We start from the raw sequence: 23,269 nt of genomic DNA on the forward strand, positions 1-23,269 counted from the left end.
TGGTCATCTTAACGTGGGGAGTGTCGGATGTTCAATAGATAAAAGGACCTACCAATGGGTCGGGCGGGATGGGTCTTTCGGACTATTCTGCCGGGCCCGTACATAGGGCCCGGCAGAATAAATGGGTTAATTCCGTGCAACGTGTAATTGCAACCGACCCGCTTCGTTTTCCTCAACCCAGGCGACGAAGAGGCCTTGACCGTCCGAGTAGAGGGCCGGAGAATAAGAATTCCGGCTGGAAAGGGTTCCGTTGAAATCCCACTTGCCGCCGCCGTTGAGGCTCTTTAGCCGAATTTTGTAGGTCGGCGGGCTGGTGTCATCATCCCGCTCGGACCAGGCGACAAAGATCCGGTTTCCAAAGGTGCTGAGAGAGGGAGTCATAGCGAATCGGCTCGGGATTTTATTTCCGTCGCTGACATGGTTTAGGCTCCCGCAGTCGGGTATGCTGGGGCAGTTTCCGGTATCTTTGTCTTGGACCCATTGACCCCCATCCCAATGTTTCACGAAGATATGCTCATCGCTGCAAGAGGCCTGAAGACATTCATGCCAAGCGACATACGGAACATTGTCCCTCAGATCGATGCTAGGGTATCTCGCCTCGTTGGCCGGATTGATATTGAGGCTGTCGCCGATCAGATCCCAATTCGCGCCGTTTAATTTCCTCACAAAAATATTGGGAATCGTATGGCTATGTCCCCCTGTTGCGAGAGGCGTCGTCACCGTTGACTCCTTCCAGGTCATATAAAGCTCCTGACCGTTCCGAGAAAAAATCGGGGCCTCGCCCGCTTCGTCCGGATTTTTGTTGAGGGTCGTTCCGCTCGGTGTCCAGGCGGAACCGTCCCATTGCCGGAAGAAGATCTGACGATGATCGACCGTCTGAGGGGAGAACTCATAGGCGATTCCCAGGAGACTTCCCATCGCGATGTGCCTGGTCAGTGCCGGACGATCTCCACCGAAGCCGGTGTTCCCCAATGTACTGATGGGAGTCCATTGCGTTCCATTGAATTTCTGAATAAAGAGATTCTGTCCGATCTCGCGCCAAGCGACGTAGATTTCATTTTGATCGGCGGTGATCGTTGGGGAGTGGCTATGGGCGGTGTCGTTTTTGTTCAGATCGTCCTGGCCGGTGCCCTCGGTCACTAATTCCCAAGAAGACCCGTTCCAGCGCTTAACGTAGATCTTGGACGGTTCATCCAGGTTGCAGGGATGATCCGACGCAAGGCCGGAAGGGTTGGGTTGAGAGGGCGGCGCGCACTCCTCCCAAATGACGTAAGGCGTTCCTTGAACGACAGCCAGCGCCGGGTGAACGGCATGTCTAGCAGGATCGACATTCAGACTCGATCCCAAGGGATTTCCCCCGTCATCCCCGATCCCCGAAAACTTCAAGGGAGTTACTGAAAATGAGCTGTTCTCCTCAGTTGGATGTGGATCCCGGTCGACGTTTCCGGCTCCATCCCTTGCGCGGCTGGAGAAATAATAGGTCGTGTTCCCGTCCTTGTTCAGGTCAGTCACCACAAAGCGGCATTGTCCGCCGCTGCAGCTATCGACTCCGTTGAAAGTATACGGGGTGATTGCAGCCTGATCTACAGGAAAAGTGGTCGACGCGTAGATCAGATAGACCAACTGTTCCTTGGGAGTTTCCCCATCCGAGGCTTCATCGGCGGTCAATTCCACGTTACCGGTATTGCTGGGACTGACAATTCCGGTCAATCCTGCAAACCGGGGCGGATTTGCATCGTTTTGCCCCGGATCATTGTTTCCACCTGAATTGCCTCCCCCCCCTCCACTTCCGCATCCGAATCCTGTCGCGATCATCGCGAACAGGAGGATGAAGTGCCAAAACCATTTTATGCTGGTTTTAGAAGACATTTTGTTCCTCCTTGAGTTGTTGATCGTGTGGTTTGCCCTTGAGTTGCGAAAAGAGAACGACCTGGTCGCGTCCCGACTCTTTCGCGTGGTACAGGGCGAGATCGGCGCGATGAATCAGCTCCTCCTTTTCTTTCCCGTCAATGGGGAAGATCGAGCAGCCGATGCTCATGGTCATCCTGACGTCGCGTTTTTTCTCCTTTCCTGCGAATGAATGATTTTTAACCGAGCAGCTGATATGTTTTGCGACGGCGAGGCCGCCGGCTTCATCGGTCTCCGGAAGCAAGACCGAAAACTCTTCCCCTCCGAATCGGGAGACCGTGTCGATTTGGCGGAGCCGGGTCTTCAGGATCATCGCGATCTCCCGGAGGGCCTGGTCTCCTTTGAGATGCCTGTAGCGGTCGTTGTACTTTTTGAAGAAGTCGACATCCATCATCATCAGGACGAACGGCTTGCCGGTTCGATAAGAGCGTTGGATCTCCCGGTCGACCTGCTCGTCGAAATAGCGCCGATTGAAGAGGCCGGTGAGTCCGTCGGTCATCGCCATCCGGCGGAGGAATTCGCGCTCCGTCTGGCTGTTATGAAAGAGGGCTTCCGACTGCATCGCCAGCATCCAGACCAGCAGCGCATCTTCTTCCGCGAATCGCCGCTGCCGGCATCCCCCCAATTGAAGAATGCCCGTCAGCCGGTTGTTGACCAGAATGGGGATAGAGATGACGGAGTCGGTCTTGAGCAGCGAGAAATAGCGCTCCATCTCCTTGCCGGCGTTTTCCCGGATAAAAATCGGCTTGGAATATTGGAAGGTCCACCGTGCGATGAGATTCCCCTTTTCCAAGAGAGGGGGGAAGCTTTTCCCGAAACCTCTCGAGACCCGCAATTGAAGCGCGTTTTTGTGGTCGTCCCAGAGGTAAAAGAGCCCCCAATCGTACGGAGCGATCTCCGCGGCCAGATCCATCAGCGTGGTGAGCGAGATCTCCATGTCGGCATGATTGCCGGTGATCCGGGGCACGCGAAGAAGCACGTTCATCGCATGATAGTGCTGCTGCGCCATCCCTTTGGTGAATTCGGGCGGTTTCTTGACGAAATACGTATCTACCTTCGGGGGCGGTTTTCTCGACATTGTTTTCGTGGAATCAGTTGTGAAGGGGTCTCCCGAATTCGGGAGGAGGCGAGCCGGTTTCACCCGGCTCCCCCCTTTCTCGCGACTTCGGCGGCGATGAGGAGGTACGTTCCAGCAAGGAGAAAGAAAAGCGTCTCCGAAAGGCCCCAGATCGGTCTATAAAATAAGACGATACCTACAGGGAGTACGATCATATATGGAACGGATAACTTCTTAAGCACGTTTTCCCCGGCTGACTGGGAAGGACGCTGAACGCCCTTTCCAATGGAATTGAAATAATCGGGAGAGAGTGGATCGATCCATTCGGCGTCCCGTCCTCTCCTCGTTTGGAGGCGGAGAGGAAAGAGAGGATCGCTCCTCTCTTTCCCCTTTGTACCAGAAAGGTCTAACCGCTCTTCGAGATTGAGGTTGCGACTTTTTCACCACCGCGTTCGACCATTGTGATATCCACTTTGTCACCCTTCTGGATTTGATCTAGTTGTGCCGCTTGGCTCGGGTCAAGCTTCAATGTTTCCTGACCTCCCTCTTGTTTCTTGATCTGGACGGTCCCCTGATCCTTGTTGATCTCGGTGACCTCGACCCCGGTCAGTTTTTCTCCCTGAGCCATTCCGCCGGCGCCCTGGTCGCCCTGGGCCGCGCCCTGATCTTGCTCGCCCGCCGCATAAATCGGCGTCAGTGAGCCCGCTCCGATGAGGGCAATGGAGAGCATTCCGATCATTAGTAATTTTTTCATCCCGTATCACCTCCCTTCTTTCTTTAATGTAGATTTGGCCTTGTATTTTTAGGAGCAAGACGCTCGCCTTTATTTCAAGCGTCGCCGTGACTAGGAGCAAATTAAATGCCAGAGGGGGAAATAGGGGAGGAAGTTGCGGCAGGTCTTCCCTTTACCATTCGACAACGGAGGTCTTCCAAGGAAGGAGCGAAAAAGCTTGCAGGTTTCATGCAAAAACTCTTTCAGGAAAAAACTTGATTCATAAATTTTCTTTAGAGTAGAATAAATTTAGATTTTTTCGAGGGGAAGGGGGCTTGTCCCACGATATCCATGAACCGTTTCTTCTCTCCTCCACTGAACCGGCAAGGGCGCCCCTCAAAGCAAAGGAAAATCGACTTACGTGCAGCCGACGCGGCCGGATCGGAACCTGCTCCGCGCTGTTCTCTACGCATCGGCCCCTCTCAATCCCTTGATGGGATGAAATCCGGAGCCGTCCGGGCCGGCTCATGAAGTTCTTTCGAAAGAAATTCGAGGGATCCAAGGACAAAGAAGTATGATTCAGACTCCCTCCGCAAAATTCAACGAGAAGATCCTCCTGGTGGACGATGAAGAGGCCCTTCTGGAAACCCTCCGGAGCATTTTGGAGCTGGAGGGGTACCGGGTGGTGACCGTCTCCAGCGGCGAAGAGGCCGTTCAGGCGATGGAGCGGACCTCTTTCGATCTCATCCTGACCGATCTGAAGATGAAGGGGATGAGCGGCCTGGATGTCTTGGCCCACGCCGAAAAACTCTGGCCGAGGCCGGTGACGGTGCTTCTGACCGGCTACGCCTCGCTGGAGTCCGCGGTGGAGGCGTTGAACCGGGGCGCGTACGCCTATCTCGTCAAGCCGTTCGGCATCGAGGGACTGAAGACGTCGATCCGCCAGGGGCTGGAAAAGCGGCGGCTCTCCGAGGTCGAAGTCCTCTATCAGATCGCCCGAACGCTCATCTCCACCCTTCAGCTCGATTCCATTCTCAATGAAGTGCTTCGCGAGGCGTCGCACCGGACCGGCTTTTCAAGGAGTCTTTTTCTCCTCTATAAAGGAGGCGAGACGCACCGGGTGACCGGTGAAAAGGAGGCCGATCCGGAGTGGGCCGACGCCGTGACCGCCCTGTTGAACGAAGACAAGGAGATTTCGTCTCAACTGGAAAAAGGGGAAATCGTTCTCCTGCCGAACGCCGAGGCGGAAGAAACCCGGCCGCATCCGATCCTGAAGCGGCTGCGGATCAAAACGCTCTTGGCCGTTCCGGTGACCTATCAGAGACAACTGGCCGGGGCGCTTTATCTCGACAGCCAAATCGCGACGCAGGCTTTCACCAAAAGGGATTTCCGGCTGGTCGTCGGCCTGGCCGACCTGGCGGCCCTCGCGATCCAAAACGCCAGCCTCTTCGAAGAGCTGAAACGGATGAACCGAAGCCTGCGCAAGACGAAGCTGGCCTTGGAAGAGGCGAACCGGGAGTTGAAGAGCCTCGATCAGATGAAGACGAATCTGCTGTCGAACGTCTCGCATGAGCTCAAGACGCCGATGGTGGCGGTGAAGGGATATACCAGCCTGGTCCTGAAAGGGAAAGCCGGCCCGCTGGCCTCCCTTCAGAAGGAGTATTTGGAGATTGCGGTCCGGAATATTCACAAACAGCTGGATCTGATCGACGACCTTCTCGATTTCTCGAAGTTGGAGACAAACGAGCAGACCCTCTTGCTCGATCGGATGAATTTGGTCGAGATTCTGGATGAAAGCCTGCAATTAATCCGGCCCAAAGCGGAGGAAAAAGGGATCCTCCTCGCGACCTCGATCGGGCCGGCCCCCTGCTGGGTTCGGTGCCACCGGAAAAAAATGGGTCAGGTGTTCGACAATCTTCTTTCGAATGCCGTCAAGTTTACCCCCAAAGGGGGGAAAATTACCGTTCGGTTCAAGGATCAGAAGAAAGGGAAAATCCTGATTTCGGTCTCCGACACCGGGATCGGAATTCCCGCGGAAAAGCAGGGAAAGGTTTTCGATCGTTTCTATCAGGTGGAGTCGTCCGAATCGCGCCGTTACGGCGGCTTCGGTCTTGGGCTGGCGATCGCCCAGGACATCGTAAAAGGCCACGGAAGCAAAATTCGGGTGACGAGTCGATCGGGTCGAGGAACGGAATTCAGTTTCTCTCTTCCCAAACAAGAGTGAGTCCTTGCGGGGGATGCGCCGGGGAGGCGGTCGTCTCCGCTCGGGTTGTGAATTCCCGTTGGGGGTCGCTTCCTTGCAGCCTGCGGGGGAGCTTCAAAGCAAGTGTGCAAGTGCGAAAGTGTGAAGGAGAAGCCATGAACACCGAAATAGGTCCTAAAGAGAAGCACGTTCTGGTGGTGGACGATGAGGAGTCGGTCCGGCGCTATCTCGCGACCCTCCTGACCTCGGAGGGATATGAGGTCTCTTGCGCGGAAGGAGGAGAGGAGGCGCTCGCCATGATCAAACAGCAGCTCTCCCCCTCCGCGGTCATTCTCGATGTCATGATGCCCCAGGTCGACGGGCTGGAGACCCTCCGTAGAATCCGCGAGATGGACGAGGCCTTGCCGGTCATCATGCTCTCGGCGGTCGGACAGACCGCCACGATCGTCAAGGCGATGAAGATGGGGGCTTCCGATTATCTGACCAAGCCGTTCGAGGATGAAGAGCTCGGGATTACTCTCGAAAAGGTGTTTGATCGGATGACGCTGGTCCGGGAAGTGGAAGATCTGCGGGACCAGCTCAACAAAACGAGCGATTTTATCAGCATCAACGACGAGATGATTCGGATTAAAGAAATGATCCGCAAGATCGCCGGAACCGATGCGACGGTCCTCGTCCTCGGCGAGAGCGGCGTCGGAAAGGAGCTGATCGCCCGCGCCATTCACGATCAATCGCTGCGGCGCGACAAAATCATGGTCCGGGTGAACTGCGCCGCCCTGCCGTCGGAGCTGCTCGAAAGCGAGCTGTTCGGGTTTGAGCGGGGGGCCTTTACCGGCGCCATGCGGGGGAAAATGGGAAAATTCGAGCTGGCCAACGGCGGGACGATCTTTCTCGACGAAATCGCGGAGATGAGCCCGGGCCTTCAGGCGAAGCTGCTCCATGTTCTCCAGGATGGAGAGTTCTCGAAGCTCGGAGGAAAAAAAGATTTAAAGGTCGACGTCCGGATCGTCGCCGCCACCAACCAGAATCTGGAGCGGGCGATCAAAGAAGGACGCTTCCGGGAAGATCTCTACTACCGGCTTAACGTGGTCAAGATCCTCGTTCCGCCGCTCAGGGAGCGGAAGGAGGATATCCCGATCCTCTGCCAGCACTTCTTCAAAAAATTTCGGGCGCAGTACGACAGCGATATGGAAAAGGTTCCGGAGACGATTCTCGAAGCTTTCATGAGCTATGCCTGGCCCGGAAACATCCGGGAGTTGGAAAACATGATGCGCCGGCTGGTGGTCTTGAGAGATGAAAAATATGTCCTCAAGGAGATGGTCCTTCCGGTGGAGGCCCGGCCCGAGCAGGAAAAAGCCCCTTCCCTCGAACCGCTCTCCCTCAAAGAGATCAGCAAGCGAAAGACGGTCGAGGTCGAGCGCGACGCTATCTTCAAAGCATTGGTCGAAAATAACTGGAACAAAAAGCGGGCGGCGGAGACGCTGAACATCAGCTACCGCGCTCTGCAGTATAAAATTAAAGAGTACGGCATCGATCGCTAAAGCGGATAGATCGGTTGCCGATCTCCCACGGTAGAGACGTCCCGCCGGGACGTCTCTACACATTTCCAGCCCGGTTTCAAAAAATCAGCAATTAAATTGTTGCATCTTTTTGCGCCTCTTTCCGAATTCCCTGCATCATTTGGATCGATCGATTCACCCTCCCTTTTTTCCGCCATCCAGGATTGCGCTTTGTTGAGGCACAGCTTTTGCTCTTTCCCGAGCCTATACAAAAGGGCTCACGGAGGGGGAATTTATGTTCGGGCGAAGACGGATCAACGGATGGTGTTTTCTTTTTATCGCAGTGCTCCTGACGGCTCAGTCTTCATTTGCGCAGTCTCCAGGCGGGCGCGGGGGGGACATGGGGGCCAACAAAGTGGACCCCAAGCGATCGGATGAATATGTTCTCGGACCCGGCGATGTCATTCAGATCGTCGTCTGGAGAAACGAGCATCTCTCGAAGACCCTTCCGGTCCGCCCGGACGGGAAGATCTCCTTGCCGCTGGTCGATGATCTTCAGGCGTCGGGGGTCACCCCGTCGCAATTAAAAGAAATGATCGCCAAAGGGCTGAGGCAATTCATCGACAACCCGATCGTCACGGTCATCGTTTCGGAGGTGAACAACTATAAAGTCTCCGTGCTCGGGGAAGTGAAGAAGCCGGGGGTCTATCTCCTCAAGGGAAGGACCACCGTCCTGGAGGCGATCTCCATGGCGGAGGGGTTCACCGAGTTTGCCACGACCAACAATATCCTCCTGATGAAACGGCGAAACGGCCAGCGGTATCGTTTCGACTACCGGGCCTTTGTCAACGGCGAAAACCTCGACCAAAACGTCTATCTCGATCCGGGCGATACCATCATCGTGAGATGAGGAGCGCAAACCCGTCTGGAAATGAGCCTCTCTTCGTTCACTCAAGAGGGGCATGGAGGCTTTGTGGGCGATTGATTTTTTCTCGCGCCGCGTTGGTTCTCTTCCTTCGGCTTTTTTCCCTCCCGATCTTTTTTTTGCAGGCCGATCCGGTCGCCGCCCAGCTCTCCCTGGAAAGCGATCCGATTCCCCCCTCCGACCCGGAGCCGCCGCGGCTTCGGTTCACCCCTTCGCTCGAAGTCACCTACGAATACGACGACAATATCCTCCTCCGGGCTGTGAACCGGATCTCCGATCATATTACGCGGGTGCGGCCGGGGTTCAATCTTCTGGTGGAGCAGGAGCGGGTGCAATGGGTGACCGATCTGAAGGTGGAGTTCGCCTTCTATCGCAACCATCCCGATTTGTCGACCTTCGATCGCGCCCAGAACATCGACACCCATTTGACCCTCCGGCCCTCCGGCGTCTGGACGTTCGAATTCCGCGACACCTTCACCCACTCGAACGATCCGACCGAGCAGCTCGATCTTCTCTTCCGAAGGAGCGAATATTATTCGAACGTCCTCTCGCTGAAAGCGGGGTATCGCTTGTCGCCACGATTGACGATGGAGGGAGAGGCGATCAACCGGATCACCCAGTTTAAAGACCCCACCCTGATCGATGTCACCGAGGATGCGCTTCGCGGCGGCCTGGTCTATCGTCTCACGCCGGTGGTCACCCTCTTTCCGGAATATCGTTACAGAAATTTCTACTTCGAGAACCGGGGACATACCGAGGCGCACACAGTGAGCCTCCGGGAAGAATATCGGTTCACCGAAACGTTGACAGGACGCGCGATGGTCGGCGGGGTGGTGATCGTCGATCGCGGAACGGCGCAGAGCGAGCTGCTCCTCGGCTTGGGGGCCGAGCAGCGATACAGCCCGACGGTGGTTTTCCGCGCCGATTATCTTCGCGACGTCTCCGTCGTCGGCGGCCTCTCCGGAACCTTCATCTCCGATACCGTATCAGGCTCGGCCACTTACCATGTGACGCAGTGGTTCGACTCGATCTTCGCGGCGACCTGGACCTCCCAGCAGCCGATGCTCTCAACGCGATCCGACATCGACACCCTCTGGCTGCGGATCGAAGAGCAGGTTGATATCACCTCTTGGCTCAAGGGAGTGGCAAGTTACTCCTATCGCCGTCAGAACTTCCATGAAGAGGGGGTCCGCGATATCTATGACAACCGCTTCTTCATCGGCCTCACCGCGTATACCACCTATCCGCCCGCGCCATAAAATCCGGAATACAAAATAGAGAAAACGGAATTCAGATAGAGAAGGATTTTTCTTTTCCTGTGGGCTTCTGATTTCTGACCGTACTATTCCGTTTTCCTTTCTTCTTCGCAACTCTTTGCAGAAGATGTGCAAGAAATGAAACAGAGGCGGATCGATCGGTTTTGCAAACATTCGTCGGGTGGGTTTCACGCGTTCCGCTCCGATGGCGCAAGCGGCATGGCTTTTGCTCCTCATGTAGGAAAATTTAAGGATCGTTCCATTCTCATCGTTTGATCGAATCGAGGCGACCGTGAAGAAGAAAGTGCTCCTGCTGGGAGGGGCGTGGGAAAAACAGGCCCAGCTTAAGTCGATGTTGGTTCGCCTCAAGTACGCGGTCCTGGAATCGGGCCGGGCGATCCATTCCGAAGCGCCCGATCTCGTTCTGCTCGATATGCGGGGGGAAGAGCCCCCTTGTTGGGAGCGGCTCCATTCCTTGAAACAGGAGCAGGGCGAAACCCCGGTCATCGTGGTCGGAGAGAAAAAGATCGACTCCATCGTGACCGCGATGAAAATGGGGGCGTCGAACTACATGTCCGAGCCGTTCGACGCGCAGGATCTGAAGAGCGTGTTGATGAACATCATCGATGAGCATCATCTCGTCTCCGAGATCGCCGCCTTGAACGAAATTGCGAAGGAGCAGCCCTCCTGGCTTCTCTCTTCCAGCAGCCCGGCGATGAATGAAGTGAAGAAAATCGTCGAACAGGTCGCCGGAACCGATGTGACCGTTCTGATCCGGGGGGAGTCCGGAACCGGCAAAGGGGTGGTGGCGCGCGCGATTTATCTTCACTCCAGACGGCGCGAGATGCCCTTCGTCAAAATCAATTGCGCGGCCCTTCCGAAGGAGCTGCTCGAGAGCGAGCTCTTCGGATATGAAAAGGGGGCCTTCACCGGCGCCTATCAACGGAAGGCCGGCAAATTCGGTCTGGCGCACGAAGGGACCATCTTCCTCGATGAAATCAGCGAAATGCACGCCTCCCTCCAGGCCAAGCTCCTCCACGTCTTGGAGACCGGCGAGTTCTCCCGGCTCGGAGGGGAAGAGAACGAAAAGGTCAATGTCCGGATCATCGCCGCCACGAGCAGCCATCTCGAGTCGGCCGTCCGATCGGGACTCTTTCGTGATGACCTCTTCTATCGGCTCAACGTCGTCGCCATCCGGATTCCGCCGCTGCGGGAGCGGAAGGAGGAGATCCCGTTGTTGGCGGAGTATTTTCTCCGTCAGTATCACCACGAGTACAACAAAACCTATCGGCCGCTCACGCCGGAGATTCTGGCGGCCTTTATTCACTACGACTGGCCCGGGAATGTGCGGGAGCTTGAGAACTTCATCAAGCGGGTAGTGATCCTGGGAGAAGAACACTGCAACCTTCCGCTGCTTTTGTCGAAAGGGACCCTCTCGAACGGACAGACCGACTCCTCTCCCTTCTCCCTCAAGCAGGTCAGCCGCGACGTGGCCAAGAAGTTGGAGAGCGAGGTCATCCGGAAGGTGTTGAACCAGACCCGCTGGAACCGGCGAAAGGCCGCCGAAATTTTGAAGATCAGCTATCGATCCTTGCTCTATAAAATCAAAGAGGGAGGTCTCGAGACCTCCTCTTCTTAATCTTTTTTCATCCAACCGGGGGACTCCTCGAATGCGCGCGGGTGTGTTGATCGCGGCTTTATTGCTCTCTTCTTTGGTCTTCACGGCATGCGCCGATCAGATGACCGAAGTGCCGAATTTCAGACGGGTTCCGACCTCTGAAGCGCGCTCCTATGTGATCGGGCCGGACGATCTGCTTCAAATCGTCGTCTGGAAAAACGAGTCGCTTTCCCGGGAACTCCGTGTCCGTCCGGACGGGAAGATCACCCTTCCCCTGATCAACGATATCCAGGCGGGGGGGAAGACGCCGTCGGATCTTCGCGATGTCATCTCGACGCGGCTGGAAAAGTTTGTCGAGGTGGCGGGAGTGACGGTCATTGTGAAGGAGATCAACAGCTCGAAGGTCTCCGTCCTGGGGCAGGTGAGGAAGCCGGGGATTTATCCGCTCCGGAGCGATTTGACCGTCCTCGATGCCATCGCGATGGCGGAGGGATTTAACGAGTTTGCGGCGCCGGACCGGATGGTGATTATTCGAAAAAACGGAAACGAAACCCGTTGGATCAAGGTCAACTACGACGAGATTCTTCAAGGGAGGATCTCGGAGGATCGGCTCTTTCTCGCCTCCGGAGACACGTTGGTGGTGCCGTAAAGAAAATGAGGAATGAGGAATGTTTCATTTCACAGTGCTCCGAACTTGTATAAGGGACAACAATGCGTGAACAGAGCTCCTTTTCAATCGGCTATCTTCTCGAATCGTTTCATCGAAGGAAACACTGGATCTGGCTGACGGCGCTGATCATCTCCGCCGCCTCGGTGGCGATCGCGCTTCGGATGCCGAAGATCTATCAGGCCACCTCGATGGTTCTTGTCCAGCCGCACCGCTTCCCGGAACAGATCGGGCGGGCCTTCGATCTGTCCAGAATGGAAAATCGCCTCAAGGCGCTCAGCGAGGTGATCTACAGCCGCACTTTCTTGCAGCCGATCATCGACGCCGAATCGCTTTACGCCGACATGGCGGGGGAGCGGACCCCGCATGAAATCATCGAGCAGATGCGCAAGGATATTCGGATCGACATTACGGCGAACGACGTCTTCGGCATCTCGTATGAGGGAACGGAGCCGGAAAAGGTCATGAACGCCACCAACCGGATCGCGAAACAGTTCATCTCCCTGCTGCAGCAGCAGGTCGCCGTGACCCCCGTCAACCCCCAAATCGAATTCCTGGAGGGCCGGCTGAAGGAGCTCTACGGCGAGCAGGCCGATCTTCAATCGACCTATACGAAAGTGCATCCGGAGCTGATCGCTCTTAAAAAGAAAATCGCCGAGGTGGAAGCGGTGCTAAGGGCGGAGAAGCGGGCCGCCCGGGAGAGCGCGGTGGAGGAGGCGCGCGCCGCGGTCGATGCCGAGTTTCAGAGCGCGGAAGCCCGGATCATCGACGAGGCGACCCTGCCGATGAAGCCGTTCAAGCCGAATCGGACCCTCTTCGTCCTGATCGGGTCGTTGATCGGCCTCGGCGCCGGCGTCGGCCTGGCGGTGTTGGCGGAGATCTCGGACCGGACCTTCCGGTATGCGGGCGATCTTCAGAGTTATGTCGGCCTCCCGGTCCTGGTCTGCATTCCTCAGGTGGAGACCGCCGGGGACTTGAGAAGGGTCCGGATCCGGCGGCGCCTCCTTTGGGGGGTCAGCCTGATCCTGATCTGTCTGACGTTGTTCTATTTTTACCAAAACCCGGTGAGCCTCGGTCGTTTGGATGCGGCGACGATCGGCTTCCAAGAGAGGTGAGGAGAGCGAGATGCGCGGGAAATCTTTTGGAAGCGCCCGTTTTGACGAACACCTGGTGGTATTGACCGATCCAAAATCGATTGCGGCGGAGCAGTACCGCGTTCTCCGGTCTCGCATGGAGCATTTGTCGCAAGAGAAAGGCGCCCGGACCTTCATCGTCACCAGCCCGGTGGTCGGGGAGGGGAAGTCGATGACCACCGCCAATCTCGCCATCAGCCTCTCCCAGTCGAGAGACCGGCGGGTGGCGCTGGTTGATTGCGATCTGCGCCGTCCGACGCTTCATCGTTTGTTCGGCATGCGGATGAGGGAGGGGTTCATCGACGTTCTGGAGGAACGGACCCCGCTGGAGACGGCACTCGTTCCGATCGAGCATCCTCTCCTTCCTCCCGGCGCGCTCTCGTTTCTTCCGGCGGGGAAAGCGAATGCCGCCTCGCCGGAATGGCTCGGCTCTTCCAAAACCGACAAGCTGATCACCCTCCTCTCGGAGCGGTTTGATCTGGTCCTCTTCGACACCCCGCCGATCCTCCCCCTCGCCGATGCGGCGGTGTTGGGGGGGAAGGTCGACGGCGCGCTTCTGGTCCTCCGCGCCGGGAGGACGTCGACGGAAACACTCTCTTTGGCGATGCAGAGCGTCGATCTGCAGAATTGGGTCGGCGTGATTCTCAACGGCGTCGATTTCGAGCGCTCTTCGCAATACGGGGGGATCTACGCCACCTACCAAAAGACCTACTCGGCCCACGCGATTGAAGGAAGAGGGGAAATCAATGATTAAGTTCTGCAACAGATCGCTCCCCACCCGAAGCGTCTTCTTCTGCTTGGCGGAAGATCTCCTGATCTGGCTTGCCGTGGTCGTCAGTGTTCTGATTTTTCCCCTTCCGGGAGAGCCGCTTCAAATGGGAGGGCGGCTGATCCTGATCCAGGGGCTGATCCTGGCCGCCATTTTCCATCTCACCCTGTACTACAGCGACCTGTACGATTTTTCCCTTTTCCCTCCCGACCGGGTCCATCTAATCCGGCTGGTCCGGGCCGGGGGAATCGGTCTAATCGTCTTCGGAGGAATGGTCTCTCTTTTCCCGGCCTGGTTTCCTCCCGGAAAGAGCTTTCGCCTCTCCGTCATTCTGAGCCTCCTTCTGATCTTCGGCTGGCGGACTTTTTACAGCCGCATTCTGGAGAAAATGGAAGACCGGATTTTGATTCTCGGAACGCAGGATGTGGCCCGTCTTGTGGCGCAGGAGGTCTTGAAGCGGAAGGGGCTCGGGATGAAGGTGGTCGGATTTCTGGATGAAGACGGAAGCCGCCTCGGACAGAGTCTCATCAATCCGAAAATCATCGGGACCTATGAGCAGCTCCAGGCGGTCCTCGCAAAGGAGCGGGTCGACAAGGTGGTGATCGCCGCGCTCGAGCGGCGGGGGCGGCTGCCGATTCGAGAGATCCTGGGGGCCCGCGCGCAGGGGGTCGAATTCATCGAGGGGACCCGTTTCTATGAGCAGATCAGCGGCAAGGTTTTTCTGGAAGACGCCAAGCCGAGCGGGTTCATTTACGCGGAGGGGTTTAACAAGTCGGGTATCACCCGTTGGACCAAACGGCTGACCGGTATTCTCGCCTCCTCGGCGATCCTGATCCTCACCTTTCCGCTGATGATGTTATTGGCGATTCTGATCAAGCTCGATTCTCCCGGGCCGATCTTCTTTCGGCAGGAGCGGGTGGGGGAGGAGGGAAAGCCGTTTATGCTGATCAAGTTTCGCTCCATGCGGGAGGACGCCGAGGCGGCGAGCGGGCCGGTCTGGGCGGTGGAGGACGATCCCCGCGTGACCCGCATCGGGCGGATCATGCGAAAGCTTCGGCTTGACGAGCTCCCGCAAATCTTCAATGTCTTGAAAGGGGAGATGAGCTTCGTCGGCCCGCGGCCGGAGCGACCCTTCTTCGTCGCGCAGCTCTCGGAGCAGATCCCTTTTTACGCGCTCCGCTTCGCCGTAAAGCCGGGGGTGAGCGGGTGGGCCCAGATCCGCTACCCCTACGGCGCCTCGGTCGAGGATGCGCGGGAAAAACTAAGGTATGACCTTTATTACATCAAGAACATGTCGCTTCTCTTCGACCTCTCCATCATTTTTCAGACGGTGAAGATCGTTCTGTTTGGAAGGGGAGGACGCTAAAGGACAATAAGGAATCTGGAAATGAGGAATCAATACCAGGTTGTTTGGGGGTCTGTATGTGCGGGATTGTCGGTTATGTCGGAAATCGAAATACGGTGCGGATTTTGGTGGAAGGGCTGAAACGGCTGGAGTATCGCGGCTATGATTCGGCCGGCATCTGCTACTTCATCGAAGGGACGATGGCGGTCACGAAAGAGGTGGGAAAGCTGATCCATTTGGAGAAACGGCTGGCGGAGGAGAAGGTGGACGCCGCGTCCGGCGCCGGCATCGGGCACACCCGCTGGGCGACCCATGGGGCGCCCAGCGTGGGAAATGCCCACCCGCACCGCGATTGTTCCGGACGTTTTTCGGTCGTTCACAACGGCATTATCGAGAACCATACCATCTTGAAGAAGCGGTTACAAGAAGAAGGGCATCACTTCCTCTCCGAAACCGACACGGAGGTCATCGTCCATCTGGTCGAGAAATACTTTCAGGGCGATCTGGCCGCGGCGGTCCGCAGGGCCTCTTTCGACCTGGAGGGGAGCTTCGCCGTTGAAGTGATGAGCACCCTCGCGCCCGACGAAATCGTCGCGATCCGACGGGGAAGCCCCCTGGTGATCGGGACCGGGCGGGGGGAGCAGTTTGTCGCCTCCGATATCCCGGCGCTCGTCTCTTATACCCGGGAGGTTTTTTGGCTGGAGGAGGGAGAGCTGGCGGTCGTTCGTCCGGAGGGGGTCCGGGTGATCGATCTCCTTTCCGGGAATCCGGTTCGGAAAGAAATCCAGTCCGTTCCCTGGGATGCGCAGCAGGTCGAGAAGGGACGGTTTCCGCACTACATGCTCAAAGAAATCCACGAGCAGCCCGACGTCATCATGGAGATGGGGCGGCGGGAGGTCCTTTTTCAAGGGGCGCCGCCGGAGCGCCGATTCGCCGGGGCCGGCGCGGTCTCGCAGATGTATCTTGTCGCCTGCGGCACCTCCTGGCACGCGGCGCTGGTCGGGAAGCGGATGATCGAAAAGATGACGGGAATACGGGTGGAGGTCGACATCGCCTCCGAGTTTCGATATCGGGAGCCGATCTTCGACGCCGGGACGCTTACGATCGGGATCAGCCAATCGGGAGAGACCGCCGATACCCTGGCGGCGCTGCAGCTGGCGGCGGAAAAAGGGAGCGCGGTCTGGGCGGTCTGCAACGTCGCCGGAAGCAGCATGACCCGGCTTGCGGAGACGGTCTTCTACACCCATGCCGGTCCGGAGATCGGGGTCGCGTCGACCAAGGCGTTTACCTGTCAGCTGGTCGCGCTTTATCAGTTGGCGAGCCGGATCGCGGAGGCGCGGGGGATCGTTTCTTCCTCGATGGAAGATCGCAAGAACCGGCTTTCGGCGCTGTCGAAGCAGATTCAGGAGATCCTCCAAAAGGAGGAGGAGATCCGCGCGCTGGCGATTGAATATTATCAAAAACGGGACTTCCTCTTCATGGGCCGGGGGATTCATTATCCGATCGCCCTGGAGGGAGCGCTCAAGTTGAAGGAGATCTCCTACATTCACGCGGAAGGATATCCCGCCGGAGAGATGAAGCACGGGCCGATCGCCCTCATCGATCCGGAGATGCCGGTGGTCTTTCTGGCGCCGCAGGACGCCGTTTATGAAAAAGTCCTCGGAAACATCGAAGAGGTTCGGGCCCGGGGGGGAAGGATCATCGCCCTGGCGCAGGTGGGAGACGAGCGGATCGCCGCCAAGGCCCATCATGTGATTTATCTTCCCAAGAACGACACGTTTTTGAACTCCGTGTTGATGACGATTCCCTTGCAGCTTTTGGCTTATCACGTCGCGCTTCAGAAAGGGTGCGACGTCGATCAACCGAGAAATCTCGCTAAGAGCGTGACCGTGGAGTAAGGGGCCTCACAGCGTAAAATCCCCCCTCTCTTTTACAATAAAGGAAGGTGAAGTGAGTCTGGTTAAATTCGTTTTTTGGCTCTCGTTTTTCGTGATTCTTTATACCTATATCGGGTATCCGCTGGTTTTGTCCGGTTGGCGCTCTCTGAGAAGACAGAAGGTGAATAAAAGAGAGATCCTTCCCTCGGTTTCGGTGATTGTCGCCGCCTATAACGAGGAGCGGGTCATCGAGAGAAAATTGAAAAACCTCTTCGGCCTCGACTATCCCGCCTCTCTTATGGAGATCATCGTCTCCTCCGACGGCTCGACCGATCAAACGGAAGCGAAGGTAAGCCGATGGAAAGAGCAGTATCCGAACGGACCCTCCCTCCTCCTGCTGACGGCGCCGGCCCACGTGGGGAAGGCGGCGGCCCTCAACCGGGCGGTCGCCCGTGCCCGCGGAGAGATTCTCGTCTTCACGGACGCGCGGCAAACGCTCGATCGGAAGGCCGCCGCGGCATTGGTTTCCAATTTCGCCGACGACCGGGTCGGGGCGGTCAGCGGAGAGTTGATCTTGGTCGATCGCCCGGGAGGGGAGGGGGCGTCGGGGGTCGGTTTGTACTGGCGGTACGAGAAGTGGCTTCGAAAAATGGAAAGCGACGTCGATTCGATGCTGGGGGCGACCGGAGCGATTTACGCGATCCGCAAGTCGCTCTACGATCCGATTCCGGCGGAGACGATTCTGGACGATGTCCTCATCCCGATGCAGGCGGTTTTCAAGGGATATCGGACCGTCTTCGAGCCGAACGCCTTGGCCTATGACTTCATCGCCAAGCGGACGGAAAACGAATTCGCCCGGAAAGTGAGGACCCTCGCCGGGAACTACCAGCTCCTTTGGGGAACCGACGCGCTCCGGTCGTGGCGAAGGAACCGCGTCTTTATCCAGTATTTCTCGCACAAAGTGGCGCGGCTGGTGGTTCCCTTCATGCTGATCCTCCTGTTGTTCTCGAATTTATTTCTGATGCAGGGGGTTTACTTGATTTTTCTCTGGCTTCAACTCGCTTGGTACGGACTGGCGTTATTAGGAGGAGTGTCGAATGGGAAGATCGATCCGAAAACAACGTGATGGCGCGCGGCACGTCACGGGAAAGAAGACCGCCGCGACTCCGATTCGATCGGCCGAAGCGGTCTCCGAAATCCCGGCGCGAAAACAGGGCCGGGCGCTTCGCTTGCTGAGGGGAGCGGTTCAATTCCCCTACACCTTCGTTGCGATGAACGGGGCGGCGGTGGTCGGCCTCTACGCCTTCCTTCGAAATCGCAAAGACATCTGGGTCCGCACGGCCGATGTGGAGGCATGGGAAACCCTGCCGGAGCCGACCGTTTCGTTGTCAACGGCGCGCCCCCACTCGGCGAGGAAAGCGGCCTAAAAAGCAAAAGGACGGGAGGCGTAGGCGTGGGGGGGGAAATTTGAATTATCAAGTGGAAGAGATCTCCGATATTGATGCGTTTATCTCATTGGAGAAGGAGTGGAACGCCCTTTTGGTCGCGGCGCCGGTGAATGCCCCTTTTCTGCGGCACGAGTGGTTTCGGGTCTGGTGGAAGGCGTTCGGCGGCGGAAAGCGGCTCGCGATCCTCACGGTCCGATCCGGCGACGGCCGCCTGGCGGCGATCGTCCCCTTCATGGAGGAGCGGGGATTCCGAGTAGGGATTCCTTGCCGGATCTGGACCTCCATGAGCAACGACCATTCCTCCCGTTTCGATTTTATTATGGGTGAGGCATCGGACGAGGCGCGCGCCCGGATTGTCGCGGCGCTGGCCGCCTTCTTATCGCGGCGAACCCCTCGGGTTCATCTTCTGGAGTTGCAAGATTTTCCCGTCGACTCTCCGGCCCTGAGCCTTCTTCTTGATACGGTCGTCCGGTCGGGGCGGAAGGTCGGCCTCCGCCCCGAATTGGAAACGCCGTTCATCCCGATCGAAGGAAAATGGCCCGATTATTACGAATCGATCTCCGGGCATCTGCGGCGCAACCTGCGCCGCCGCCGGCGACAGCTGGAGGAGCAAGGAAAGGTCGAGGTGATCTGCGTGACCGGAGAGGAGATCTCCGGGGGGCCGGCGCGGCTGGCCGATCATCTTCGGGAGGGATTCCGGATCGAGGCGATGGCCTGGAAGGGATCGGCCGGGACCGCCATTCGCGAAAATGAAGGCTGGGCCGACTTCTATCAGGAGTGGGCCCGCACGGCGGCGGAGCGGGGCTGGCTGCGTCTCTATTTTTTGAAGCTGAACGATCAGCCGATCGCTTTTTACTACACCCTGGTTTATGGGCGGAAGCTCTACTACTTGAAATTGGGATACGATCCCGCGTTCGCGAGGTATTCTCCCGGCATTCTTCTTCACCAGGAGATCCTCGCCTCGGCCTTCGACCAAAAGCTCATCGAGCTCGACTTCCTGGGGCCGATGATGGCGTGGAAGCAAGATTGGGCGAAAGGGGTCCGCCCTCATGTCTGGGTCTACCTTTTTCAAAGAGGGTTCGTTCCGGAGATGATCTATTTGATCAAATTCAAACTGTTCCCCTATTTTAAAAAGATCGATTGGGTGCATCGGTTGCAGCGGAGGCTCTTTGCAAAAGGGCTGTCCGAGCATTTCGCGAAGCCCCCATCGACCGCGTTACCTCAACAGGATTCGCTCGAAGAGGCGAGGAAAGAAGCAGCATGAATCCGGCGATCGTCATCAAAGGAAAATCTCGGTCCAAAGGCTATTTCATCCCGGTCCTTCCGGCGCCGTCGGCGACCTCTCTCCGGCGGAGGGAGGGGGCGCTTCCGTTTCCGTTCAGCCATCCGCGCTATTACGATTATTATTTCGGGCGGAACGCCGTCTGGCACGGGATGAAGCAGATCGGCCTTCCCGAGAACCGCCGCATTTTGGTCCCCGCCTACCACCACGGGGTGGAGGTCGAGGCGATTTTGCAGGCCGGTTATCAGGTCGATTTTTACCGGGTCGACCTCAAGCTCCAGATCGATCTGGAGGATCTGGAGAAGAAGATCACCCCGGAGACCGGGATGATCTACCTCATTTATTACATCGGATTTCCCCATCCGGTTGAGGAGATCGTCCGGCTCTGCAAGCGGCACGGCCTTGCCCTGGCGGAAGATTGCGCCCTCTCGCTCTTCAGCGAGGTTGACGGAAAGCCGATGGGCTCTTTCGGCGATGTCGGCATCTTCTCCTTTCATAAGACCCTTCCCCTTCCCAACGGGGGAGGATTGGTCGTCAACCGGACCGACCGGCCGCTTCCTCCGCAACGGATCGGACCGCCGCTCGTCTCCACATTGAGCCATTTGACCGGCGGAATCATGAACCGGTTGAAGATGTCGCATCCCGCCACCGGCGCGTTTCTCCACGCTTTTTCACGGGAGTTCGTCTCGACCCTTCTGAGGATCGGAAAGGTCGATCGGACCAGCGTGGCGAATATGGAATTTAATCTGAACAAGGTCGATTGGGGGATGTCGGGGCTGTCGAAAGCGATCCTTCAAACGATCGATCCCGCCGAGGTGGTCTCGCGGCGGAGGGAGAATTTCAGCTACCTCCTCGCTCGGCTCGATTGTAAAGATCGTTTTGTCTTCGACGCCCTCCCGCCGGGGGTTTGTCCCCTCTTCTTCCCGATTTTGGTCGAGGAAAAAGAGCGGGTCTGCCGGAATCTGATGGCGCGGGGGATCGAGACGGTCGATTTTTGGGGGATCTCTCACCCCTCGGTCCCAAAAGGAATCTACGGCGAGGTCGAATACGTTCGGGCGCGCCTTCTGGAGCTGCCGATTCACCAAGGACTTCACCAGGGCCACCTGGATTATATGATCGAGATTCTCAAGGAGACGCTTCGATGATCTCGAAAGAAGCCCCCTCGCCAATGACCCCCACTTTCAACAAGGGTTTGGTCGAAACGGTCTTTTCCGACCGGTCGATTGCGGTGGAGCGGGTCTGCACTGACGAGGGGCTTTTCGAATCGAAGGCCGATTGGGAACGACTCTTCGCGCAATCGTCGGCGCAGAATCCCTTCTTAAGCTGGGAGTGGATGGCGGCCTGGTGGCGTCATTTGGGCGCCGGGAAGCTCCATCTTCTCTTTGTCCGGCGTCAGGGAGCGTTGATCGGCCTCGCCCCCTTCTATCAAAGAGAGATCCGATTGGGTGGGATCTCGTTCCGCGCCCTCTCGTTTCTCGGGGACGAGGCGGTCGGATCGGACCACCTCGATTTTCTTTCCCGGAAAGGATGTGAGGACGAGGTGGCGGAGGCGGTTGTTCAAGCCTGGCTGCACGATCGCCGCGGCTGGGATTTCATCGCCCTCCGGCATATGGCGGAGGAGTCGCCTCACGCGGACCGGTTCCTCCGTCTCACCGAGCGGGGGTGGCGCGTTCAGCGGCGGGATGGAGAGGTCTGTCCCTATCTTCCCCTGGCGCCGACTTGGGAGGCTTTTCTCAACCGGCTCAGCGCCAGCATGCGCTACACCGTCCGCCGGAAAATCCGAAATATCGAGAAGGGGCACCGGGTGGAATTCATCGCGATCGATGATTTCAACGAAGGCCGGCCCGCGATGGAGCGGTTGCTCGCCCTTCATCAGAAACGATGGGGGGATCGCGGGGGATCGGATGCTTTTGTCAGCGAAATCAAGCTTCCCTTTCATCGGGAGACCGCCGAGGCATTTTTCCAACAAGGAACGGCCCGCCTCTTCTTTCTCAAGGCCGACGGCGAAACGGTCGCCGCGCTGTACGGCTTTATCTTAGGACAGCGGTTTTTCTATTACCAGGCCGGCTTTGATCCCGCTTGGAAGGGGAAGAGCGTCGGCATGGTCTTGATGGCGAAGTGCATCGAGGCGGCGATCTCGCAGGGATGGAGCGAATTCGATTTCTTAAGGGGGCCGGAGGAGTACAAATCCCATTGGACCTCCGATCGGCGGCAGACGCAGCATTGGATCCTCTCTCCGCCCGGGATGAAAAATGACCTCTACCGGTTTCTGGCCGCCTCGTCGCAGACCGGCCGCCGTCTGGCGCGGCGCTACCTTCCGGACGCCTGGGTGGAACGGCTGAAGGGGAACCGGGTTGCAGGTGTCGAGCCGGGTATCGAGCCAGGTATCGAGAAAAACGCAAAGGAAAAGGAATCGGAATGAATGGAATGAAGTTCAAACAGCGCAACGGGCATCCCTTCACCGGGAATGGAGACGCGGCTTCCCCCCGTCCCCGGACTTCCCGCTTCCGCCGACTGTTGAAATCGACCGTGGCGGGGACCGCCTATTATAGCGGGCTGCTCGATCTCTATATTCAATTTCGGGATCGATGTCCGGCCCAGCGCCGCCTCTTTATCGTCGGTTATCACGCCGTCGTCGAGGAGACCGACCGGGCGATCGACGCGGGAATGATGCCGCAGCAGCTGATTTCCAAATCGCTTTTTGAGAAGGAAATCGACCAAATCGGCGCGCAGTTCGACTTTCTCTCGATCGATCAGGCGGTCGATTTCCTGGAGGGGAAGGTCCATCTCAAGCGAGACAGCGTCGTGGTGACCTTCGACGACGGATACCGGGGGATCTACGATCATGCCTACCCGATTTTGAGGAAAAAGGGGGTTCCGGCGATCTTCTATCTTTGCAGCGATTATGTCGGCACCTCCCTTCTGTTCGATCATGACCGGCTTTTTTATCTGATCCAAAGGGCGGTGAATGCCTCCCTGCCGATCGAGGGGCTGTTGCTTCAACGTGACGTCCCGTTCGATTCGGCGAATCCGATCACGCGCGGCGCCCCGCTGGAGGTGACGCGGCGCCTGCTGGAGATCTGCTCTAAAACCGAGCTGGACGGTTTCATCCGGCTGCTCCAGGAGAAGCTCGCCGTCGGCGGCGCCGATTTTCCGTCCGACGCGGCGATCGTCGGATGGGACGAGGTGAAAGAGATGGCGGAGGGGGGAATGACCTTCGGATCGCACACCGCCAGCCACTGTCTTTTGACCGAAGTCGATCCGAAGGTGGTGATGGAGGAGCTCCGAAGCTCCAAGGCGTCGCTGGAGGCGCGGCTCGATCGGAAGATCGAGCATCTCGCCTACCCCGACGGGAGGGTGAACCCGTTTATCGTCGAAGCGGCGCGCGCCTGCGGCTATCGCTCCGCCTGCACCACCGCCCACCGCGTCAACCGGATCGGGGGGAATCTCCATCTCCTCGGACGGGAGCTGCTCTGGGAAAACAGCGCGTTGGGATGGTCGTCGAACTGCTCGAAGGCGATGGTGGCGTCGCAGATCAAGGGACTTTTTAAAACAGGGTAGGAGAAAAAG

At 57.6% G+C, this 23,269-nt stretch carries 19 protein-coding genes; 16 read left to right on the plus strand and 3 right to left on the minus strand.

The features are described from left to right. Positions 1-126: 126 nt before the first annotated feature. The 3 genes from MNODULE_RS07880 to MNODULE_RS07890 form a co-directional block, all read right to left on the minus strand. Positions 127-1,869: a hypothetical protein gene (locus MNODULE_RS07880; protein WP_168058880.1), complete on the minus strand. Its 1,743-nt coding sequence runs from the start codon at positions 1,867-1,869 to the stop codon at positions 127-129. Next, positions 1,859-2,986, minus strand: coding sequence for a sensor domain-containing diguanylate cyclase (locus MNODULE_RS07885; protein WP_168058881.1), 1,128 nt, complete (start codon positions 2,984-2,986; stop codon positions 1,859-1,861). The genes MNODULE_RS07880 and MNODULE_RS07885 overlap by 11 nt, the downstream gene beginning before the upstream one ends. A 385-nt stretch (positions 2,987-3,371) precedes the next feature. Continuing rightward, the gene (locus tag MNODULE_RS07890) at positions 3,372-3,719 is read right to left on the minus strand and encodes a hypothetical protein (protein WP_168058882.1); all 348 of its coding nucleotides are present in this window, start codon (positions 3,717-3,719) and stop codon (positions 3,372-3,374) included. 532 nt (positions 3,720-4,251) lie between these two features. Here MNODULE_RS07890 and MNODULE_RS07895 point away from each other — a divergent pair. The 16 genes from MNODULE_RS07895 to MNODULE_RS07970 all read left to right on the plus strand — a co-directional run bounded on the left by MNODULE_RS07895 (position 4,252) and on the right by MNODULE_RS07970 (position 23,260). Next, complete coding sequence (locus tag MNODULE_RS07895; protein WP_168058883.1) at positions 4,252-5,901, plus strand: ATP-binding response regulator; 1,650 nt, start codon at positions 4,252-4,254, stop codon at positions 5,899-5,901. Positions 5,902-6,035: 134 nt separating this feature from the next. Then, the gene (locus MNODULE_RS07900) at positions 6,036-7,421 is read left to right on the plus strand and encodes a sigma-54-dependent transcriptional regulator (RefSeq protein ID WP_168058884.1); all 1,386 of its coding nucleotides are present in this window, start codon (positions 6,036-6,038) and stop codon (positions 7,419-7,421) included. A 253-nt stretch (positions 7,422-7,674) separates the two neighbouring features. Then, a complete protein-coding gene (locus tag MNODULE_RS07905) occupies positions 7,675-8,289 on the plus strand; it encodes a polysaccharide biosynthesis/export family protein (RefSeq protein ID WP_168058885.1) in 615 nt (204 codons plus the stop codon). 71 nt (positions 8,290-8,360) lie between these two features. Next, entirely contained in the window at positions 8,361-9,563 is a 1,203-nt protein-coding gene (locus tag MNODULE_RS07910) for a porin family protein (protein ID WP_168058886.1), read from the plus strand. Between the two features lie 289 nt (positions 9,564-9,852). Further along, on the plus strand, positions 9,853-11,199 hold the full coding sequence (locus MNODULE_RS07915) for a sigma 54-interacting transcriptional regulator (RefSeq protein ID WP_168058887.1): 1,347 nt from the start codon (positions 9,853-9,855) through the stop codon (positions 11,197-11,199). Positions 11,200-11,230: 31 nt separating this feature from the next. Beyond that, positions 11,231-11,827, plus strand: coding sequence for a polysaccharide biosynthesis/export family protein (locus tag MNODULE_RS07920; protein WP_168058888.1), 597 nt, complete (start codon positions 11,231-11,233; stop codon positions 11,825-11,827). 62 nt (positions 11,828-11,889) lie between these two features. Then, a complete protein-coding gene (locus MNODULE_RS07925) occupies positions 11,890-12,960 on the plus strand; it encodes a GumC family protein (protein WP_168058889.1) in 1,071 nt (356 codons plus the stop codon). Positions 12,961-12,970: 10 nt separating this feature from the next. After that, positions 12,971-13,732, plus strand: a complete 762-nt coding sequence (locus MNODULE_RS07930; protein ID WP_168058890.1) for a CpsD/CapB family tyrosine-protein kinase — start codon at positions 12,971-12,973, stop codon at positions 13,730-13,732. Continuing rightward, entirely contained in the window at positions 13,725-15,113 is a 1,389-nt protein-coding gene (locus MNODULE_RS07935) for a TIGR03013 family XrtA/PEP-CTERM system glycosyltransferase (protein WP_168058891.1), read from the plus strand. The genes MNODULE_RS07930 and MNODULE_RS07935 overlap by 8 nt, the downstream gene beginning before the upstream one ends. Before the next feature lie 56 nt (positions 15,114-15,169). After that, on the plus strand, positions 15,170-16,990 hold the full coding sequence (gene glmS / locus MNODULE_RS07940; protein WP_168058892.1) for a glutamine--fructose-6-phosphate transaminase (isomerizing): 1,821 nt from the start codon (positions 15,170-15,172) through the stop codon (positions 16,988-16,990). A 52-nt stretch (positions 16,991-17,042) separates the two neighbouring features. Then, positions 17,043-18,095, plus strand: coding sequence for a glycosyltransferase (locus MNODULE_RS07945; RefSeq protein WP_168058893.1), 1,053 nt, complete (start codon positions 17,043-17,045; stop codon positions 18,093-18,095). Then, positions 18,067-18,396: a hypothetical protein gene (locus tag MNODULE_RS07950; protein WP_168058894.1), complete on the plus strand. Its 330-nt coding sequence runs from the start codon at positions 18,067-18,069 to the stop codon at positions 18,394-18,396. Before MNODULE_RS07945 ends, MNODULE_RS07950 begins: the two co-directional genes overlap by 29 nt. Before the next feature lie 40 nt (positions 18,397-18,436). Then, complete coding sequence (locus tag MNODULE_RS07955) at positions 18,437-19,681, plus strand: GNAT family N-acetyltransferase (RefSeq protein WP_168058895.1); 1,245 nt, start codon at positions 18,437-18,439, stop codon at positions 19,679-19,681. Continuing rightward, entirely contained in the window at positions 19,678-20,844 is a 1,167-nt protein-coding gene (locus MNODULE_RS07960) for an aminotransferase class V-fold PLP-dependent enzyme (protein ID WP_168058896.1), read from the plus strand. Before MNODULE_RS07955 ends, MNODULE_RS07960 begins: the two co-directional genes overlap by 4 nt. Further along, positions 20,841-22,121, plus strand: coding sequence for a GNAT family N-acetyltransferase (locus MNODULE_RS07965; RefSeq protein WP_168058897.1), 1,281 nt, complete (start codon positions 20,841-20,843; stop codon positions 22,119-22,121). The genes MNODULE_RS07960 and MNODULE_RS07965 overlap by 4 nt, the downstream gene beginning before the upstream one ends. Then, on the plus strand, positions 22,118-23,260 hold the full coding sequence (locus MNODULE_RS07970; RefSeq protein WP_168058898.1) for a polysaccharide deacetylase family protein: 1,143 nt from the start codon (positions 22,118-22,120) through the stop codon (positions 23,258-23,260). The genes MNODULE_RS07965 and MNODULE_RS07970 overlap by 4 nt, the downstream gene beginning before the upstream one ends. The last annotated feature ends 9 nt before the right edge of the window (positions 23,261-23,269 follow it).

This window comes from Candidatus Manganitrophus noduliformans (genome assembly GCF_012184425.1).
Classification (GTDB): domain Bacteria; phylum Nitrospirota; class Nitrospiria; order SBBL01; family Manganitrophaceae; genus Manganitrophus; species Manganitrophus noduliformans.

Excerpts from the sequence above, each read along its gene's own strand:
- MNODULE_RS07880 (WP_168058880.1), bottom strand. The coding sequence starts at position 1,869 with ATGTCTTCTAAAACCAGCATAAAATGGTTTTGGCACTTCATCCTCCTG.
- MNODULE_RS07885 (WP_168058881.1), bottom strand. The coding sequence starts at position 2,986 with ATGTCGAGAAAACCGCCCCCGAAGGTAGATACGTATTTCGTCAAGAAA.
- MNODULE_RS07890 (WP_168058882.1), bottom strand. The coding sequence starts at position 3,719 with ATGAAAAAATTACTAATGATCGGAATGCTCTCCATTGCCCTCATCGGA.
- MNODULE_RS07895 (WP_168058883.1), top strand. The coding sequence starts at position 4,252 with ATGATTCAGACTCCCTCCGCAAAATTCAACGAGAAGATCCTCCTGGTG.
- MNODULE_RS07900 (WP_168058884.1), top strand. The coding sequence starts at position 6,036 with ATGAACACCGAAATAGGTCCTAAAGAGAAGCACGTTCTGGTGGTGGAC.
- MNODULE_RS07905 (WP_168058885.1), top strand. The coding sequence starts at position 7,675 with ATGTTCGGGCGAAGACGGATCAACGGATGGTGTTTTCTTTTTATCGCA.
- MNODULE_RS07920 (WP_168058888.1), top strand. The coding sequence starts at position 11,231 with ATGCGCGCGGGTGTGTTGATCGCGGCTTTATTGCTCTCTTCTTTGGTC.
- MNODULE_RS07925 (WP_168058889.1), top strand. The coding sequence starts at position 11,890 with ATGCGTGAACAGAGCTCCTTTTCAATCGGCTATCTTCTCGAATCGTTT.
- MNODULE_RS07930 (WP_168058890.1), top strand. The coding sequence starts at position 12,971 with ATGCGCGGGAAATCTTTTGGAAGCGCCCGTTTTGACGAACACCTGGTG.
- MNODULE_RS07935 (WP_168058891.1), top strand. The coding sequence starts at position 13,725 with ATGATTAAGTTCTGCAACAGATCGCTCCCCACCCGAAGCGTCTTCTTC.
- glmS (WP_168058892.1), top strand. The coding sequence starts at position 15,170 with ATGTGCGGGATTGTCGGTTATGTCGGAAATCGAAATACGGTGCGGATT.
- MNODULE_RS07950 (WP_168058894.1), top strand. The coding sequence starts at position 18,067 with ATGGGAAGATCGATCCGAAAACAACGTGATGGCGCGCGGCACGTCACG.
- MNODULE_RS07960 (WP_168058896.1), top strand. The coding sequence starts at position 19,678 with ATGAATCCGGCGATCGTCATCAAAGGAAAATCTCGGTCCAAAGGCTAT.
- MNODULE_RS07965 (WP_168058897.1), top strand. The coding sequence starts at position 20,841 with ATGATCTCGAAAGAAGCCCCCTCGCCAATGACCCCCACTTTCAACAAG.
- MNODULE_RS07970 (WP_168058898.1), top strand. The coding sequence starts at position 22,118 with ATGAATGGAATGAAGTTCAAACAGCGCAACGGGCATCCCTTCACCGGG.